Raw genomic sequence first — 15,064 nt, forward strand, 5'->3', positions numbered from 1 at the left:
ACCCGCCTAACTTACTACACAACCCTGCCCATGGCAGGCGTCGTCTGTAACCCTTTATGAGCACTGTGGCGTGGCGCAGCGCACCATGCCGGCAGTTGACGCCCAGTCTAGCCCCCACGAAAAACCCGTGCGAGCAGGTATTGCACGCGGGAGCGGTCGCGCGACGAGAGGGGGCTTGCGCACCCGCACCCTGTCGCCCCGCCCACGCACCAGATTGCGGTGCGCATCGAAATCCTCGCCCCGAATGATCTTGACCAGGCAGTCGCCACCGAGACATAGCACCCGCCCCACCAGGTCCAGCACCAATTCACACAGGCACTCAACCAAGGCCTGATCGGCCAGCCTCACATTGCCCATATTGGGGCCATCTCGGAAATCACAAGGTCTAGCGGACGCCCGCGGACGACCTCGAGAAGCCGTGCAAACACTTCATCCTCGGTGAAGCAGACTACATCTGGGATGCGACCGCCCCCTGGATACCCAGCAGTTTGCAACTGGCCCGCGAACGTTAACCGTTCTTTTGCGCCATCTTGACGCGAAGACCAACGAAGTGCTCCTTCAGCCGAAGCTAAGCAGCCCTGGAGCCAGCCATAAGGCAACTCATCTGCAACGGATAGTGATTAGCTGGGCGCGCCCCAGCACGCTCGGGTAAACTACGCCGTTTTTACAGTTCAGAAGCCGTCCGGAACCACGGCACGCGTAGCCAGACTTGGCAAAAAGGCTTGGAGAAACTGCGTGATGCGGCCCTCCAGCTTTCGCCAAAGCAGCGCAAGCGCATTCCATTTCCGGCAGTTTCCCCGTCGCAGGATCAGATTATGGCGCTTACCAACGAGCAGAAGAAACACTTCAAATCTATCGGCCACCACTTGAAGCCGGTATTGATCGTCGCCGAGAACGGCCTGACCGAAGGCGTACAGGCCGAACTGGAGCGCGCCCTGAATGATCACGAATTGATCAAGGTGCAGTTCCGCATCACCGAACGCGATGATCGCCGCGCCCTGATCGACGAACTGAGCAAGGTCAGCCGCTGCGAAGTGGTACAGATCATCGGCAAAATGGCGCTGGTCTACCGCAAGAACCCCAAGGCCAACAAGAACCTCTCCAACATCCACCGTTATCAGGCCTGATAGCGGCAGTCAGCCCTCGCCCCGCTGCCCCGGCAGCGGCTGCAACACCAGCAGCAAACCGCACAACGCCAACACCTGGTAGTTGAACAGCAGCCAGCGCGCTGCATCCGGCTGCCACTCGCGCACGGCAAAGTACGCCAGCGCCATCCCCAGCACACTCAGCAGCAGCTGACCGCGCATGTCGCGCCAGAGACTGCGCCCGCCTTCGGCCAGCAGCAACACCAGCATCTGCAACAGCGCACAGAATGCAGCGAAGCCGACCAGCAGCGGCGTCAGCGTCGCACTGACCGTCTCGATCAGCAGTGGCGCCAGGCCGATCTTCTCCAGCGCCGGCAACATGACGAAGTACAGCAACCACAGGCCGCCGACCCAGAAGGTCTGGGCCAGCTGCCAGCTGATCACTCCCGCCCGCAGCGGTTGACGCTTAAAGATGGCGGACTTCGACAATCTCGTACTCGACCAGACCGCTCGGCGTCTTCACCGTGACCACGTCGCCTTCTTCCTTGCCGACCAGAGCGCGGGCGATGGGCGAGCCGACCGAGATCTTGCTCAGTTTGATATCGGCCTCGTCCTCACCGACGATCTGATAGGTCACGCTTTCGTCGGTCTCGCAGTTGGCGATCTCGACGGTGGTGCCGAAGATCACCTTGCCGGTGTGGGCGATGGTAGTGACATCGATGATCACCGCATTCTGCAGGCGACCCTCGATATCGCGGATGCGCGCCTCGACCATGCCCTGCTGCTCGCGCGCGGCGTGGTATTCGGCGTTTTCCTTGAGGTCACCCAGCTCGCGCGCAGTGCCGATATCCTGACTGAGCTTGGGCCGCACCACCTTGGTCAGATGCGCCAGTTCTTCTTCCAGGGCGCGAGCGCCCTGGACGGTCATGGGGTATTTGGTCATGCCTTGATTCCTGCATGCAGATCCTGCAGCCGGCGCACGGTCTTCTCGGGACCGAATTTGAGCGCCTCGCAGATCGCCTGCCCCGCCGCGATAGTGGTGGTGCAGTAGATCTTGTGCTGCAGAGCGTTACGACGAATGGAGTAGGAGTCAGCAATCGACTGACGGCCTTCAGTGGTGTTGATGATCAAGGTGACTTCGTCGTTCTTGATCATGTCGACCACGTGCGGGCGGCCTTCGGTCACCTTGTTCACCCGGCGTACCGGCAGGCCGGCGGCCTCGATCACGCGGGCGGTACCCGCGGTGGCGACCACTTCGAAACCGAGAGCGATAAGATCGCGAGCGACCTGCTCGACGAACGGCTTGTCGTCTTCGCGCACACTGATGAAGGCGCAGCCGGAGTTCGGCAGAATCTCGCTGGCACCCAGCTGGGCCTTGGCGAAGGCCTCACCGAAGGTATTGCCAACGCCCATCACTTCACCGGTGGACTTCATCTCTGGGCCGAGGATCGGGTCGACGCCTGGGAACTTGGCGAACGGGAACACCGCCTCCTTGACGCTGAAGTACGGCGGGATGATTTCCTTGGTGTAGCCGGCATCAGCCAGCGACTTGCCAGCCATGACGCGGGCAGCCACCTTGGCCAGCGAAACACCGACGCACTTGGAGACGAACGGCACGGTACGCGAGGCGCGCGGGTTCACTTCGATGACGAAGATATCCTCGCCCTGCACGGCCATCTGCACGTTCATCAGACCGACCACGCCGAGCTCCAGAGCCATCTTCTTGACCTGCTCGCGAATCTCGTCCTGGATGTGCATCGGCAGCGAGTAAGGCGGCAGCGAACAGGCCGAGTCGCCGGAGTGCACGCCGGCCTGCTCGATGTGCTGCATGATCGCGCCGATCACCACGCTCTCGCCGTCGCAGACCGCATCGATATCGACTTCGATGGCGCAGTTGAGGAAGTGGTCGAGCAGCACCGGGCTGTCGTTGGAGACCTTCACCGCTTCGCGCATGTAACGCTTGAGCTCGTCTTCCTGGTAGACGATCTCCATGGCGCGGCCGCCCAGCACATAGGACGGGCGCACCACCAGCGGGTAGCCGATGACCTTGGAATGAGCCAGGGCCTCGTCTTCACTGCGCGCGGTGGCGTTGGCCGGCTGGCGCAGACCCAGGCGCTGGACCATCTGCTGGAAGCGCTCACGGTCTTCGGCACGGTCGATGGCGTCCGGCGAGGTACCGATGATCGGTACCCCGGCCTCTTCCAGGGCGCGGCAGATCTTCAGCGGGGTCTGGCCGCCGTACTGCACGATCACGCCCTTGGGCTGCTCGACGCGAACGATCTCCAGCACGTCTTCCAGGGTCACCGGCTCGAAGTACAGGCGATCGGAGGTGTCGTAGTCGGTGGAAACGGTTTCCGGGTTGCAGTTGACCATGATGGTCTCGTAACCGTCTTCACGCATGGCCAGCGCCGCGTGTACGCAGCAATAGTCGAACTCGATGCCCTGGCCGATGCGGTTGGGGCCGCCACCGAGGATCATGATCTTGTCGCGGCTCGACGGATTGGCCTCGCACTCTTCCTCGTAGGTCGAGTACATGTAGGCGGTGTCGGTAGCGAACTCGGCGGCGCAGGTGTCGACGCGCTTGTACACCGGCAGCACTTTCAGCTTGTGGCGGTGGCTGCGCAGGTTCTTCTCGGTGACGCCGAGCAGCTTGGCCAGGCGCGCATCGGAGAAGCCCTTGCGCTTGAGCTTGTACATGGCGTCGCGATCGATACTGGACAGGCCGAGGGTCTTGACCCGCTCCTCGTCCTTGATCAGGTCCTCGATCTGCACCAGGAACCATTCGTCAATGTTGGTCAGCTCGAAGATTTCCGCGACGCTCTTGCCGGCGCGGAAGGCATCGGCCACGTACCAGATGCGATCGGCACTCGGCACGGTCAGCTCGCGGCGCAAGGTGCTCTCGGCTTCCGGGTCGTTCAGGTCGAGCTTCGGATCGAAACCGGAGACCCCCACTTCCAGACCGCGCAGGGCCTTCTGCAGGGATTCCTGGAAGGTCCGACCGATGGCCATGACCTCACCCACGGATTTCATCTGGGTGGTCAGGCGCGCGTCGGCCTTGGGGAACTTCTCGAAGGCGAAACGCGGGATCTTGGTGACGACGTAGTCGATGGCCGGCTCGAACGAGGCTGGAGTGCGGCCGCCGGTGATGTCGTTGCTCAGCTCGTCGAGGGTGTAACCCACGGCCAGCTTGGCGGCGATCTTGGCGATCGGGAAGCCGGTGGCCTTGGAGGCCAGTGCCGAGGAACGCGACACGCGCGGGTTCATCTCGATCACCACCATGCGCCCGGTGTTCGGGCAGATGCCGAACTGCACGTTGGAGCCGCCGGTTTCCACGCCGATCTCGCGCAGCACCGCCAGAGAGGCGTTACGCAGGATCTGGTATTCCTTGTCGGTCAGAGTCTGAGCCGGGGCCACGGTGATCGAGTCACCGGTGTGCACGCCCATCGGGTCGAAGTTCTCGATGGCGCAGACGATGATGCAGTTGTCCTTCTTGTCGCGGACCACCTCCATCTCGTATTCCTTCCAGCCGATCAGCGATTCGTCGATCAGCAGCTCGCTGGTCGGCGACAGATCCAGGCCACGGGCGCAGATTTCTTCGAACTCTTCACGGTTGTAGGCGATACCGCCGCCGGTGCCGCCCATGGTGAAGGACGGACGGATGATGCACGGGAAGCCGACCTTCTCCAGCACGCCGTAGGCTTCTTCCATGTTGTGCGCGATGCCGGAAACCGGGCAGGCCAGGCCGATGTCCTTCATCGCCTTGTCGAAGCGCGAACGGTCTTCGGCCTTGTCGATGGTGTCGGCGTTGGCACCGATCATTTCCACGCCGAACTTTTCCAGGATGCCGTGCTTTTCCAGGTCCAGGGCGCAGTTCAGCGCGGTCTGGCCACCCATGGTCGGCAGCAGGGCGTCCGGGCGCTCCTTCTCGATGATCTTGGCCACGGTGGACCACTTGATCGGCTCGATGTAGGTGGCATCGGCCATGGCCGGGTCGGTCATGATGGTGGCCGGGTTGGAGTTCACCAGGATGACGCGGTAGCCCTCTTCCTTCAGGGCCTTGCAGGCCTGGGCGCCGGAATAGTCGAACTCGCAGGCCTGGCCGATGACGATGGGGCCGGCGCCGAGGATCAGGATGCTTTTGATGTCTGTACGTTTTGGCATGTTTCTTACTCGAATCCTTGGGTCAGTCGGCTGGCTTAACGGCGCTTGGCCATGGCTTCGATGAAGCGGTCGAACAGCGGGGCCACGTCATGCGGGCCCGGGCTGGCTTCCGGGTGGCCCTGGAAGCTGAAAGCCACCTTGTCGGTGCGCTCGATGCCCTGCAGGGTGCCGTCGAACAGCGACTTGTGGGTGGCGCGCAGGTTGGCCGGCAGGCTGGTCTCGTCCACGGCGAAGCCGTGGTTCTGGCTGGTGATCATCACCACGCCGCTGTCGAGGTCCTGCACCGGGTGGTTGGCGCCGTGGTGACCGTGGCCCATCTTCAGGGTCTTGGCACCGGAGGCCAGGGCCAGCAGCTGGTGACCGAGACAGATGCCGAAGACCGGGATCTCGGTCTGCAGCACGTCCTTGATCGCCTGGATGGCGTAGTCGCACGGCTCGGGGTCGCCAGGGCCGTTGGAGAGGAACACGCCATCCGGGTTCAGCGCCAGCACGTCGCTGGCCGGGGTCTGGGCCGGCACCACGGTGAGGCGGCAACCGCGCTCGACCAGCATGCGCAGGATGTTGACCTTGACCCCGTAGTCATAGGCAACGACGTGGTAAGGCAGCTCGCTGGCAGCGATTTCCGGGTGGCTGTCGCTCTTCAGGTTCCACACGCTGGAGCGCCATTCGTAGCGCTCGGTGCAGCTGACCACTTTGGCCAGGTCCATGCCTTTCAGGCCAGGGAAGCTGCGCGCCAGTTCCAGGGCTTTTTCCTCGGTGGCGTCTTCACCCGCCAGGATGCAGCCATTCTGCGAGCCTTTCTCGCGCAGGATGCGGGTCAGGCGACGGGTATCGATGCCGGCAATGGCGACGGTACCGTTTTCCTTGAGGTACTCGTCCAGCGGCTGCTTGTTGCGCCAGTTGCTGGAGATCAGCGGCAGGTCGCGAATGATCAGGCCGGCCGCCCACACCCGGTTGGATTCGGCATCTTCCGGCGTGGTACCGGTGTTGCCGATGTGCGGGTAGGTCAGCGTGACGATTTGCTGGGCATAGGAAGGATCGGTAAGGATTTCCTGATAGCCGGTCATGGCGGTGTTGAACACCACTTCACCGATGGTATGGCCGTCGGCCCCGATTGCTTCACCGCGGAAAATGCTGCCGTCGGCAAGGGCGAGTATGGCTGGCTTAGTCAAGAAGACCTCCCTTAGATCTGAAACTTACACAAACGCAGGTTGTAAAAAAGCGGGATGACGTATTGACCGTCACCCCGCTTTTTTATCTGATTCATTCTGCGTTACTTTTAGTGGACACACTAAAGCAGAAAGCTTACAGGAAAGTGCCTTTTCGGTCCACCATCTGAGTGGACCGAAACGCTATGTCAGCTCAGCCCCAGCACATCCTGCATGTCATACAGCCCGGCCGGCTGGCTTTGCAGCCACAGCGCCGCACGCACCGCCCCCTTGGCGAAGGTCATCCGACTGGAGGCCTTGTGGGTGATCTCCACCCGCTCGCCGTCGGCGGCGAACAGCACGGTATGGTCGCCGACCACGTCGCCGGCCCGCACGGTGGCGAAACCTATGGTTTCGCGCTCGCGCGCGCCGGTCTGGCCTTCGCGCCCGTACACCGCGACCTTCTGCAGATCGCGCCCCAGGGCATTGGCCACCACTTCGCCCATGCGCAGCGCGGTACCGGACGGCGCATCGACCTTGTGCCGGTGGTGCGCCTCGATGATTTCTATATCGACTTCGTCACCCAGCACCCGGGCAGCGGTATCCAGCAGCTTAAGGCACAGGTTGACGCCGACGCTGTAGTTGGCGGCGAAGACGATCGGAATCTGCTTGGCGGCATCGGCCAGCAACTGCTTCTCTTCCACACTGAAACCGGTGGTACCGATGACCATGGCCTTGCCGGCCTTACGGCAGACTTCCAGGTTCTTCAGGGTCACCGAGGGGTGCGTGAAGTCGATCAGCACATCGAACTGATCGAGCACCGCATTCAGGTCACCCGCCAGGACCACGCCGATCTTGCCCAGCGCCGCCAGCTCGCCGGCATCGGCGCCGATCAGACTGCTGTCCGGGCGATCCACGGCCGCGGTCAGCCTGGCGCCTTCGGCCTGGCCGACCGCCTCGATGAGGATCTTGCCCATGCGCCCGGCGGCGCCCATCACTGCAATACGTCGCATAGTCGATTCCTTAGAGATCGCCGAAGAAGCGCTTCACGCCTTCGAACCAGCCACTGGCCTTGGGCGAATGGGAGCTGTCGCCTTCCAGCGACTTGCGGAACTCTTCCAGCAGCTCGCGCTGGCGCTTGTCCAGATGCACCGGGGTCTCCACCGCCACCTTGCACAGCAGGTCGCCGGCACCGCCGCCACGCACCGGGGCCACGCCCTTGCCGCGCAGACGGAACAGCTTGCCGGTCTGGGTGCCCTCCGGGATCTTCAGCTTGACCCGGCCATCCAGGGTCGGCACTTCCAGCTCGCCGCCCAGCGCCGCGTCGGCGAAGCTGATCGGTACTTCGCAGTACAGGTGCTTGCCGTCGCGCTGGAAGATCGCATGCTCGCGCACATTGACCACCACGTACAGGTCGCCCGCCGGGCCACCCATGCTGCCCGCCTCGCCCTCGCCGGACAGACGGATGCGATCGCCGGTGTCGACGCCCGGCGGCACCTTGACCGACAGGGTCTTGCTCTCTTCCACCCGGCCCTGGCCATGGCAGGAGCCACAGGGGTCGGTGATCATCTTGCCGCTGCCATGGCAGCGCGGGCAGGTCTGCTGCACCGAGAAGAAGCCCTGTTGCATGCGCACCTGACCGATGCCGCCGCAGGTGGTGCAGGTCACCGGACTGGTGCCCTTCTTCGCCCCGCTGCCATCGCACGGCTTGCAGTTGACCAGGGTCGGCACGCGAATGGTCACGGTGGTGCCGCGCACGGCCTCTTCCAGATCCAGCTCCAGGGTGTAGCGCAGGTCGCTGCCACGCTGGGCGCCGCCGCGCGAACCGCCGCGGCCGCCACCGAAGAAATCGCTGAACACGTCGCCGAAGATGTCGGAGAAGTTCGCCCCGCCACCGCCGAAGCCGCCGCCACCCATCTGCGGGTCGACGCCGGCATGGCCGTACTGGTCGTAGGCCGAACGCTTGCCCGCATCGGACAGCACTTCGTAGGCCTCGTTGGCCTCCTTGAATTTCTCTTCCGAAGCCTTGTCGTCCGGATTGCGGTCCGGGTGGTGCTTCATCGCCAGGCGCCGGTAAGCCTTTTTCAGCTCGGCTTCGCTGGCGCCGCGCTCGACACCGAGCACTTCGTAATAGTCACGCTTGGACATACATCAACACCTTTAAATTCGTCTGCCCCAGACACGCCAACGCGGGAGCAAGCTCCCGCGCGGCGGATCGCACCTGCCGAAGCCAGGCTTCGGCGGGCGGGAACTGAGGTAAGCCGTGGCTTACTTGTTGTCCTTGACTTCTTCGAACTCGGCGTCGACCACGTCGTCGGCCGCGTCCTTGGCTTCGTCAGCCCCCTGGCCGGCAGCGCCCGGCTGCGGCTGCTCGGCGTACATCTTCTGCGCCAGCGGCGTGGTGACTTCGGACAGGGCATTCATCTTGGCTTCGATGGCCGCCTTGTCGTCGCCCTTCACCGCGACTTCCAGCTCGCCCAGGGCCTTCTCGATGGCAGCCTTCTCGTCGGCAGTGGCCTTGTCGCCCGCCTCGGTGACCATCTTGCGGGTCGCATGCACCAGACCGTCACCCTGGTTGCGCGCGGTAACCAGCTCCTCGAACTTGCGGTCTTCCTCGGCGTTGGCCTCGGCGTCACGCACCATCTGCTCGATCTCTTCCTCGGACAGGCCGGAGTTGGCCTTGATCACGATGGACTGCTGCTTGCCGGTGGCCTTGTCTTTGGCGCCGACGTGCAGGATGCCGTTGGCGTCGATGTCGAAGGTCACTTCGATCTGCGGCACGCCACGCGGCGCCGGCGGGATCTCGGCTAGGTCGAACTTGCCCAGCGACTTGTTCTGCGAGGCCTGCTTGCGCTCGCCCTGCAGCACGTGGATGGTCACCGCGCCCTGGTTGTCGTCGGCAGTGGAGAACACCTGCGATTTCTTGGTCGGGATGGTGGTGTTCTTCTCGATCAGCGCGGTCATCACGCCGCCCATGGTCTCGATACCCAGGGTCAGCGGGGAGACGTCGAGCAGCAGCACGTCCTTGACGTCGCCGGCCAGCACCGCGCCCTGGATGGCGGCACCGATGGCCACGGCTTCGTCCGGGTTGACGTCCTTGCGTGCTTCCTTGCCGAAGAACTCGGCAACCTTCTGCTGCACCAGCGGCATGCGGGTCTGACCACCGACCAGGATCACTTCGTCGATGCTGCCGACGTCCAGACCGGAGTCTTTCAGGGCGATGCGGCACGGCTCGATGGTACGGGTGACCAGGTCTTCGACCAGGGCTTCCAGCTTGGCGCGGGAAATCTTCACGTTGAGGTGCTTCGGACCGGTGGCGTCTGCGGTGATGTACGGCAGGTTGACGTCGGTCTGCTGCGCGGACGACAGCTCGATCTTGGCCTTCTCGGCGGATTCCTTCAGGCGCTGCATGGCCAGCGGATCGCCCTTCAGGTCGATGCCGGACTCTTTCTTGAACTCGTCGACGAGGTAGTCGATCAGGCGGATGTCGAAGTCCTCGCCACCGAGGAAGGTGTCGCCGTTGGTGGCCAGCACCTCGAACTGGTGCTCGCCGTCGACTTCGGCGATCTCGATCACCGACACGTCGAAGGTACCGCCACCCAGGTCATAGACGATCACGGTGTGGTCGCCTTTGCCCTTGTCCATGCCGTAGGCCAGCGCGGCCGCGGTCGGCTCGTTGATGATGCGCTTGACGTCCAGGCCGGCGATGCGACCGGCATCCTTGGTGGCCTGGCGCTGGCTGTCGTTGAAGTAGGCCGGGACGGTGATCACCGCCTCGGTCACGGCTTCGCCGAGGTAGTCTTCGGCGGTCTTCTTCATCTTCTTCAGCACTTCCGCGGAAATCTGCGGCGGCGCCATCTTCTGGCCCTTCACGTCGACCCAGGCATCACCGTTGTCGGCCTTGGCGATCTTGTAGGGAACCATCTTGATGTCTTTCTGTACCACTTCTTCTTCGAAGCGACGACCGATCAGACGCTTCACCGCGTACAGGGTGTTGTGCGGGTTGGTCACCGCCTGACGCTTGGCGGACTGGCCGACCAGGATCTCGCCGTCGTTGGTGTAGGCGATGATGGAAGGCGTGGTGCGCGCGCCTTCGGCGTTCTCGATGACCTTGACGTTACCGTTTTCCAGAATGGCGACGCAGGAGTTGGTGGTCCCCAGGTCGATACCGATAATCTTGCCCATATTCACTCTCCCGAAACTTGATCTTTAACCTTGGTTGCGCGGCCCGTTGAATGAATTGGCCGCACCAGCACTAAATCGCTTGTTCTAACAGATGGGGTCGGACTCGCCGATTTCAAGCCTGCTCGTCGATCGACGGCGGCGCGACGCTCGGCGCCTTGCTCACCACGACCATGGCCGGGCGCAGCAGGCGACCACTGAGCAGGTAGCCCTTCTGGAACACCTTGAGCACCGAGTTCGGCTCGACATGGGTGCTTTCTTCCAGGGCCATCGCCTGATGGTGCTCCGGATTGAACGGTGCGCCATGCGGGTCGACCGCTTCCAGCTGGTAACGCTTGAGGGTGTCGTGGAACAGCTTGAGGGTCAGCTCCATGCCTTCGCGCACCGGGCGGATCGACTCGTCGTTCGGGTCGGACAGCTCCAGGCCGCGCTCCAGGCTGTCGACCACCGGCAGCAGGTCATTGGCAAACTTCTCCAGGGCGAACTTGTGCGCCTTCTCGACATCCTGCTCGGCGCGGCGGCGCACGTTCTGCAGATCGGCGGCAACCCGCAGGGCATTATCCTGCGCCTGCGCCAGCTGCTCTTCGAGGGCGTGCACACGTGCCGCCAGATCCTCGCCAGACCCCGCCTCGGCGTTCTGGGCGTCCTGCGGGTTCTGCGTATCCAGGGTCTGTTCGTCAGCCATTAGGTCCTCCTGTTCAATGCGTGGGCAGGTCAAGGCCTGCTGCTTCTGTCGCCTATATGGGGCCCGATCACAAGGTTTCAAGGGTTATTGTCAGGACAAAACAAAACACTGTATAAATACACAGCCTAATTTTTCGGGAGCGCATTCCATGCTGGTGCACCTGTCCGTTCACAACTACGCCATCGTCGAACACCTGGATCTGGAGCTGGCCCGCGGCATGTCGGTGATCACCGGCGAGACCGGCGCCGGCAAGTCGATCATGCTCGACGCCCTCGGCCTGGCCCTCGGCGACCGCGCCGACAGCGGCGTGGTGCGCCCCGGCGCGGACAAGGCGGACATCCTCGCCAGCTTCGACTTGGACGACATCCCCGAAGCCCGCGCCTGGCTCAGCGAGCGCGACCTGGACCACGACGGCCCGTGCATCCTGCGCCGGGTGATCACCAGCGAAGGCCGCTCGCGCGGCTACATCAACGGCAGCCCCTGCCCACTGGGCGACCTCAAGGCGCTCGGCGAACTGCTGATCGATATCCACAGCCAGCACGAGCACCAGTCGCTGCTCAAGCCCGACACCCACCGCCGCCTGCTCGACGAGTATGCCGGCAGCCAGGAACTGGCCCGCCAGGTGCAGCTGGCCGCCCAGCGCTGGCGCCAGACCCGCCAGGAGCTGCAGCGCCTGACCTCGACCAGCGACGAGCAGCGCGCCCGCCACCAGCTGCTCAGCTACCAGCTGGAGGAACTGGAAAACCTCGCCCTCGGCGACAACGAGCTGGAGCAGCTGGAGCAGGAACACAAGAGCCTGAGCAATGCCGAACAGCTGCTCGGCGCCTGTCGCCAGGTGCTCGACCTGTGCAGCGAGAGCGATGCCGGCAACGTGCTGTCGGCCCTGACCGCCAGCCTCAACCGCCTGGGTGCGTTCAGCAGTCAGCCCGGCGCCCTCGGCGAAGCCAGCAACCTGCTGGCCAGCGCGCAGATCCAAGTCGAGGAAGCGGTCGGCGAGCTGAACCGCTTCATCGACCACTTCGATGCCGACCCGCAGCGCCAGCAACTGCTCGAAGAACGCCTGGACACCATCTATACCCTGGCGCGCAAGCACCGCATCCAGCCCACCGAACTGGGCGAACTGCAGCAGCGCCTGCTGGAAGAACTGGAAGACCTGAACGCCGATGACCAGGCCAGCGAACGCCTGGCCGAGGAACTGGCGGCCTATGCCCGTCATTACCAGGAAAAAGCGGCCGAACTGAGCCAGCTGCGCCAGCAGGCCGCCGAGCGCCTGGCCGATGCAGTGCAGATCGAGATGCAGGGCCTGGGCATGCCCGGTGGGCGCTTTAGCATCCAGCTGCAGGCCGGCAGCGCCGAGGAGCCGCAGCCTCATGGCCTGGAGCAGGTCGAATTCCTGGTCAGCACCAACCCCGGCCTGCCGCTGAAATCCCTGGCCAAGGTCGCCTCCGGCGGCGAGCTGTCGCGCATCAGCCTGGCGATCCAGGTGATCACCGCACAGACGTCGCGGGTACCGACCCTGGTGTTCGACGAAGTCGACGTCGGCATCGGCGGCCCCACCGCCGAAGTGGTCGGCCAGCTGCTACGGCGCCTCGGCGAGCGCGGCCAGGTCCTTACCGTCACCCACCTGCCGCAAGTCGCCGCCCAGGGCCACAACCACCTGTTCGTGCACAAGCAGCGCGGCAGCGAGGAGACCCGCACCGCCGTGGCCAGCCTGGATACCGCGCAGCGGGTCGAGGAAGTGGCGCGCATGCTCGGCGGGGTCGACCTCACCGAGGAATCCCTGCAGCACGCGCGCAAGATGGTCAGCAGCGCCCAGCACTAAGGTGCAGACATGAAAAAGGCGCCCCGCGGGGCGCCTTTTTCATTCGACTCGTCGCACTTATTTCTTCTTGCGCACGTACAACACCAGGTTGTGATCGACCAGCTCGAAGCCGTGTTTCTTGACGATCTCTTTCTGCAGTTTCTCGATATCCGGATCGAAGAACTCGATGACTTCGCCGCTGTCGACACAGACCATGTGGTCGTGGTGCCCGCCGTCGGCCAGCTCGAACACGGCATGGCCGCCATCGAAGTTGTGGCGCTCGACCAGGCCGGCCGCTTCGAACTGGGTCAGTACCCGGTACACGGTGGCCAGACCGACGTCCTCGCCCGCCTCCATCAGCGCCTTGTACACATCTTCCGCACTCATGTGGCGCTGGCCGGAAGTGGCCGAGTCGAGCATCTGCAGGATCTTCACGCGCGGCAGGGTTACTTTCAGGCCAGCTTTGCGCAGTTCGCTATTTTCAACCATGGTCGGCTTTCTCTAGGTTGCTGCTTCGCAGCTTCCGTTTATGCGGGTATGATCGGGGTTTACTTTGCCCAGCCAAGATAGTGGAAGTCACCCACCGATGCAAAACACCAAGCTCCTGCTGTCCAGCCTCACGCTCGTGGGTCTGCTCGCACTCGCCGGTTGTTCATTTCCCGGGGTTTATAAAATCGACATCCAGCAGGGCAATGTCGTAACGCAGGACATGATAGACCAGTTGAAGCCTGGAATGACCCGCCGACAAGTGCGGTTTATCATGGGCAACCCGCTGATCACCGACACCTTCCATGCCAGCCGCTGGGACTACCTGTACAGCATCCAGCCGGGTGGCCGGCAGCGCTACCAGGAACGAGTCAGCCTGATGTTCGGCAGCGACGACCAACTGATCGGCCTGGCCGGCGACTTCATGCCGGGCGTCAGCCGCGACCAGGAAATCCTCGGCGAAGACGGCCAGAGCAGTGTGGTCAGCCAGCCGCAGCAAACCACCGAAGAACCGACCAAGCCGGGCTCGCTGCTGGAGCAGATCCAGCGCGAAGTGGACGCCGCCGAACCGGTCGCCGTACCGATTCCGGAGCCGCTGGAAGCCACCCCGCAGTAAGCGGCGCAAAGCAAAAAGCCCGGTTTTCACCGGGCTTTTTTGTGCCTGGGCGAAAGCTACTCGCCCTGCTCGCCCTGCTCGCCGGCCCGCGCCAGTGCCGCCTTGGCCGCGCGCTGCTTGCGCACCTCTTTCGGGTCGGCGATCAGCGGCCGGTAGATTTCCACCCGCTCGCCCTCCTCGATGATCCGCTCCTCGGGCCTGGCCACCGCCTTGCCGAAGATGCCCAGCGGGCTGTTCGCCAGATCCAGGCCGGGAAAGTGCGCCTCCAGCCCCGAGCGCAGGGCCACGTCGCGCACGCTGCTGCCCGCTGGCACGCTCAGACGCAGCAGCTTCTGCTTGTCGGCCAGGGCGTACACCACCTCGACGAAGATGTTCGGCTTATCCATGGAGCTGCTTGGCCCTCTGGCAAAAGGCATCGACCAGGGTGTTGGCCGCCTGGTTGAACAGCGGCCCGAGGGTCGCCTTGACCAGCGGCCCGGCGTAATCGAAGGTCAGGTCCAGGCTGATCTTGCAGGCCTTGTCGCCCAGCGCCTTGAACTCCCAGACGCCCTGCAGCTGCGAGAAGGGCCCCTCCTCCAGCTGCATCTCGATGGACTGGCCCGGCACCAGGCGGTTGCGGGTCATGAAGCGCTGGCTCAGCGAGCCCTTGGCCACCGTCAGGCTGGCGCGCATTTCCACCTCGCTGACCGCCAGCACCTCGGAGGCCGAGCACCAGGGCAGGAACTGCGGATAGCTCGCCACATCATTGACCAGATCGTACAAGGCCTGTGCCGGATACGGCAGCAGCGCCGAGCGTAGGATTCGCGTGCTCATCGGCTCTCACTTCCAGGACTGCATTGCGGCCACCCGGGCCAAACCGCCCGCGCGAGCGCCAAGAAGCGCGCATTGTGCGTAATTCAC

The 15,064-nt window shown here is 63.7% G+C and carries 14 protein-coding genes and 1 pseudogene; 3 read left to right on the forward strand and 12 right to left on the reverse strand.

What is annotated here, in order from left to right; all coding sequences use genetic code 11:
- Positions 1–107: 107 nt before the first annotated feature.
- Positions 108–461, reverse strand: a pseudogene (locus F3I62_RS20280) (SAM-dependent methyltransferase); the annotation flags it as partial.
- Between the two features lie 354 nt (positions 462–815).
- On the opposite strand from F3I62_RS20280, the gene yhbY reads away from it, so the two are divergent.
- The gene (gene yhbY, locus F3I62_RS06220; RefSeq protein WP_160488796.1) at positions 816–1,127 is read left to right on the forward strand and encodes a ribosome assembly RNA-binding protein YhbY; all 312 of its coding nucleotides are present in this window, start codon (positions 816–818) and stop codon (positions 1,125–1,127) included.
- 9 nt (positions 1,128–1,136) lie between these two features.
- Here yhbY and F3I62_RS06225 read toward each other — a convergent pair whose 3' ends face one another.
- The 8 genes from F3I62_RS06225 to grpE form a co-directional block, all read right to left on the reverse strand.
- A complete protein-coding gene (locus tag F3I62_RS06225) occupies positions 1,137–1,541 on the reverse strand; it encodes a DUF4149 domain-containing protein (protein ID WP_160489038.1) in 405 nt (134 codons plus the stop codon).
- 10 nt (positions 1,542–1,551) lie between these two features.
- Positions 1,552–2,028, reverse strand: a complete 477-nt coding sequence (greA, locus tag F3I62_RS06230) for a transcription elongation factor GreA (protein ID WP_160488797.1) — start codon at positions 2,026–2,028, stop codon at positions 1,552–1,554.
- Complete coding sequence (carB, locus tag F3I62_RS06235) at positions 2,025–5,246, reverse strand: carbamoyl-phosphate synthase large subunit (RefSeq protein WP_160488798.1); 3,222 nt, start codon at positions 5,244–5,246, stop codon at positions 2,025–2,027. Before carB ends, greA begins: the two co-directional genes overlap by 4 nt.
- 35 nt (positions 5,247–5,281) lie before the next feature.
- Positions 5,282–6,418: a glutamine-hydrolyzing carbamoyl-phosphate synthase small subunit gene (gene carA / locus F3I62_RS06240; RefSeq protein WP_160488799.1), complete on the reverse strand. Its 1,137-nt coding sequence runs from the start codon at positions 6,416–6,418 to the stop codon at positions 5,282–5,284.
- Positions 6,419–6,603: 185 nt separating this feature from the next.
- The gene (gene dapB, locus F3I62_RS06245; RefSeq protein WP_160488800.1) at positions 6,604–7,407 is read right to left on the reverse strand and encodes a 4-hydroxy-tetrahydrodipicolinate reductase; all 804 of its coding nucleotides are present in this window, start codon (positions 7,405–7,407) and stop codon (positions 6,604–6,606) included.
- A 10-nt stretch (positions 7,408–7,417) separates the two neighbouring features.
- A complete protein-coding gene (gene dnaJ / locus F3I62_RS06250) occupies positions 7,418–8,542 on the reverse strand; it encodes a molecular chaperone DnaJ (RefSeq protein ID WP_160488801.1) in 1,125 nt (374 codons plus the stop codon).
- 120 nt (positions 8,543–8,662) lie between these two features.
- The gene (gene dnaK / locus F3I62_RS06255) at positions 8,663–10,579 is read right to left on the reverse strand and encodes a molecular chaperone DnaK (protein WP_160082533.1); all 1,917 of its coding nucleotides are present in this window, start codon (positions 10,577–10,579) and stop codon (positions 8,663–8,665) included.
- Positions 10,580–10,691: 112 nt separating this feature from the next.
- Entirely contained in the window at positions 10,692–11,261 is a 570-nt protein-coding gene (gene grpE, locus F3I62_RS06260; protein ID WP_160488802.1) for a nucleotide exchange factor GrpE, read from the reverse strand.
- A 148-nt stretch (positions 11,262–11,409) separates the two neighbouring features.
- Here grpE and recN point away from each other — a divergent pair, with 148 nt between their 5' ends.
- Positions 11,410–13,083: a DNA repair protein RecN gene (gene recN / locus F3I62_RS06265; RefSeq protein ID WP_160488803.1), complete on the forward strand. Its 1,674-nt coding sequence runs from the start codon at positions 11,410–11,412 to the stop codon at positions 13,081–13,083.
- 57 nt (positions 13,084–13,140) lie between these two features.
- Here recN and fur read toward each other — a convergent pair whose 3' ends face one another.
- Entirely contained in the window at positions 13,141–13,551 is a 411-nt protein-coding gene (gene fur, locus F3I62_RS06270) for a ferric iron uptake transcriptional regulator (RefSeq protein ID WP_160082539.1), read from the reverse strand.
- 97 nt (positions 13,552–13,648) lie between these two features.
- On the opposite strand from fur, the gene F3I62_RS06275 reads away from it, so the two are divergent.
- Positions 13,649–14,164 (forward strand): outer membrane protein assembly factor BamE, encoded by a 516-nt coding sequence (locus F3I62_RS06275; RefSeq protein WP_160488804.1) that lies wholly within the window; start codon positions 13,649–13,651, stop codon positions 14,162–14,164.
- A gap of 56 nt (positions 14,165–14,220) precedes the next feature.
- On the opposite strand, the gene F3I62_RS06280 is transcribed toward F3I62_RS06275, so the two are convergent.
- Both F3I62_RS06280 and F3I62_RS06285 read right to left on the reverse strand, forming a co-directional pair.
- On the reverse strand, positions 14,221–14,550 hold the full coding sequence (locus F3I62_RS06280) for an RnfH family protein (protein ID WP_160488805.1): 330 nt from the start codon (positions 14,548–14,550) through the stop codon (positions 14,221–14,223).
- The gene (locus tag F3I62_RS06285; protein ID WP_160488806.1) at positions 14,543–14,977 is read right to left on the reverse strand and encodes a type II toxin-antitoxin system RatA family toxin; all 435 of its coding nucleotides are present in this window, start codon (positions 14,975–14,977) and stop codon (positions 14,543–14,545) included. The genes F3I62_RS06280 and F3I62_RS06285 overlap by 8 nt, the downstream gene beginning before the upstream one ends.
- Between the last annotated feature and the right edge of the window lie 87 nt (positions 14,978–15,064).

Origin of the sequence: Pseudomonas sp. R-28-1W-6 (assembly GCF_009799925.1) — a bacterium.
In the GTDB taxonomy this organism is placed as follows: Bacteria; Pseudomonadota; Gammaproteobacteria; order Pseudomonadales; family Pseudomonadaceae; genus Aquipseudomonas.

Bases quoted from the DNA above. Each gene is read 5' to 3' on its own strand.
- yhbY (WP_160488796.1), top strand. From the start codon at position 816: ATGGCGCTTACCAACGAGCAGAAGAAACACTTCAAATCTATCGGCCAC.
- greA (WP_160488797.1), bottom strand. From the start codon at position 2,028: ATGACCAAATACCCCATGACCGTCCAGGGCGCTCGCGCCCTGGAAGAA.
- carB (WP_160488798.1), bottom strand. From the start codon at position 5,246: ATGCCAAAACGTACAGACATCAAAAGCATCCTGATCCTCGGCGCCGGC.
- dapB (WP_160488800.1), bottom strand. From the start codon at position 7,407: ATGCGACGTATTGCAGTGATGGGCGCCGCCGGGCGCATGGGCAAGATC.
- dnaJ (WP_160488801.1), bottom strand. From the start codon at position 8,542: ATGTCCAAGCGTGACTATTACGAAGTGCTCGGTGTCGAGCGCGGCGCC.
- dnaK (WP_160082533.1), bottom strand. From the start codon at position 10,579: ATGGGCAAGATTATCGGTATCGACCTGGGGACCACCAACTCCTGCGTC.
- grpE (WP_160488802.1), bottom strand. From the start codon at position 11,261: ATGGCTGACGAACAGACCCTGGATACGCAGAACCCGCAGGACGCCCAG.
- recN (WP_160488803.1), top strand. From the start codon at position 11,410: ATGCTGGTGCACCTGTCCGTTCACAACTACGCCATCGTCGAACACCTG.
- fur (WP_160082539.1), bottom strand. From the start codon at position 13,551: ATGGTTGAAAATAGCGAACTGCGCAAAGCTGGCCTGAAAGTAACCCTG.
- F3I62_RS06275 (WP_160488804.1), top strand. From the start codon at position 13,649: ATGCAAAACACCAAGCTCCTGCTGTCCAGCCTCACGCTCGTGGGTCTG.
- F3I62_RS06280 (WP_160488805.1), bottom strand. From the start codon at position 14,550: ATGGATAAGCCGAACATCTTCGTCGAGGTGGTGTACGCCCTGGCCGAC.
- F3I62_RS06285 (WP_160488806.1), bottom strand. From the start codon at position 14,977: ATGAGCACGCGAATCCTACGCTCGGCGCTGCTGCCGTATCCGGCACAG.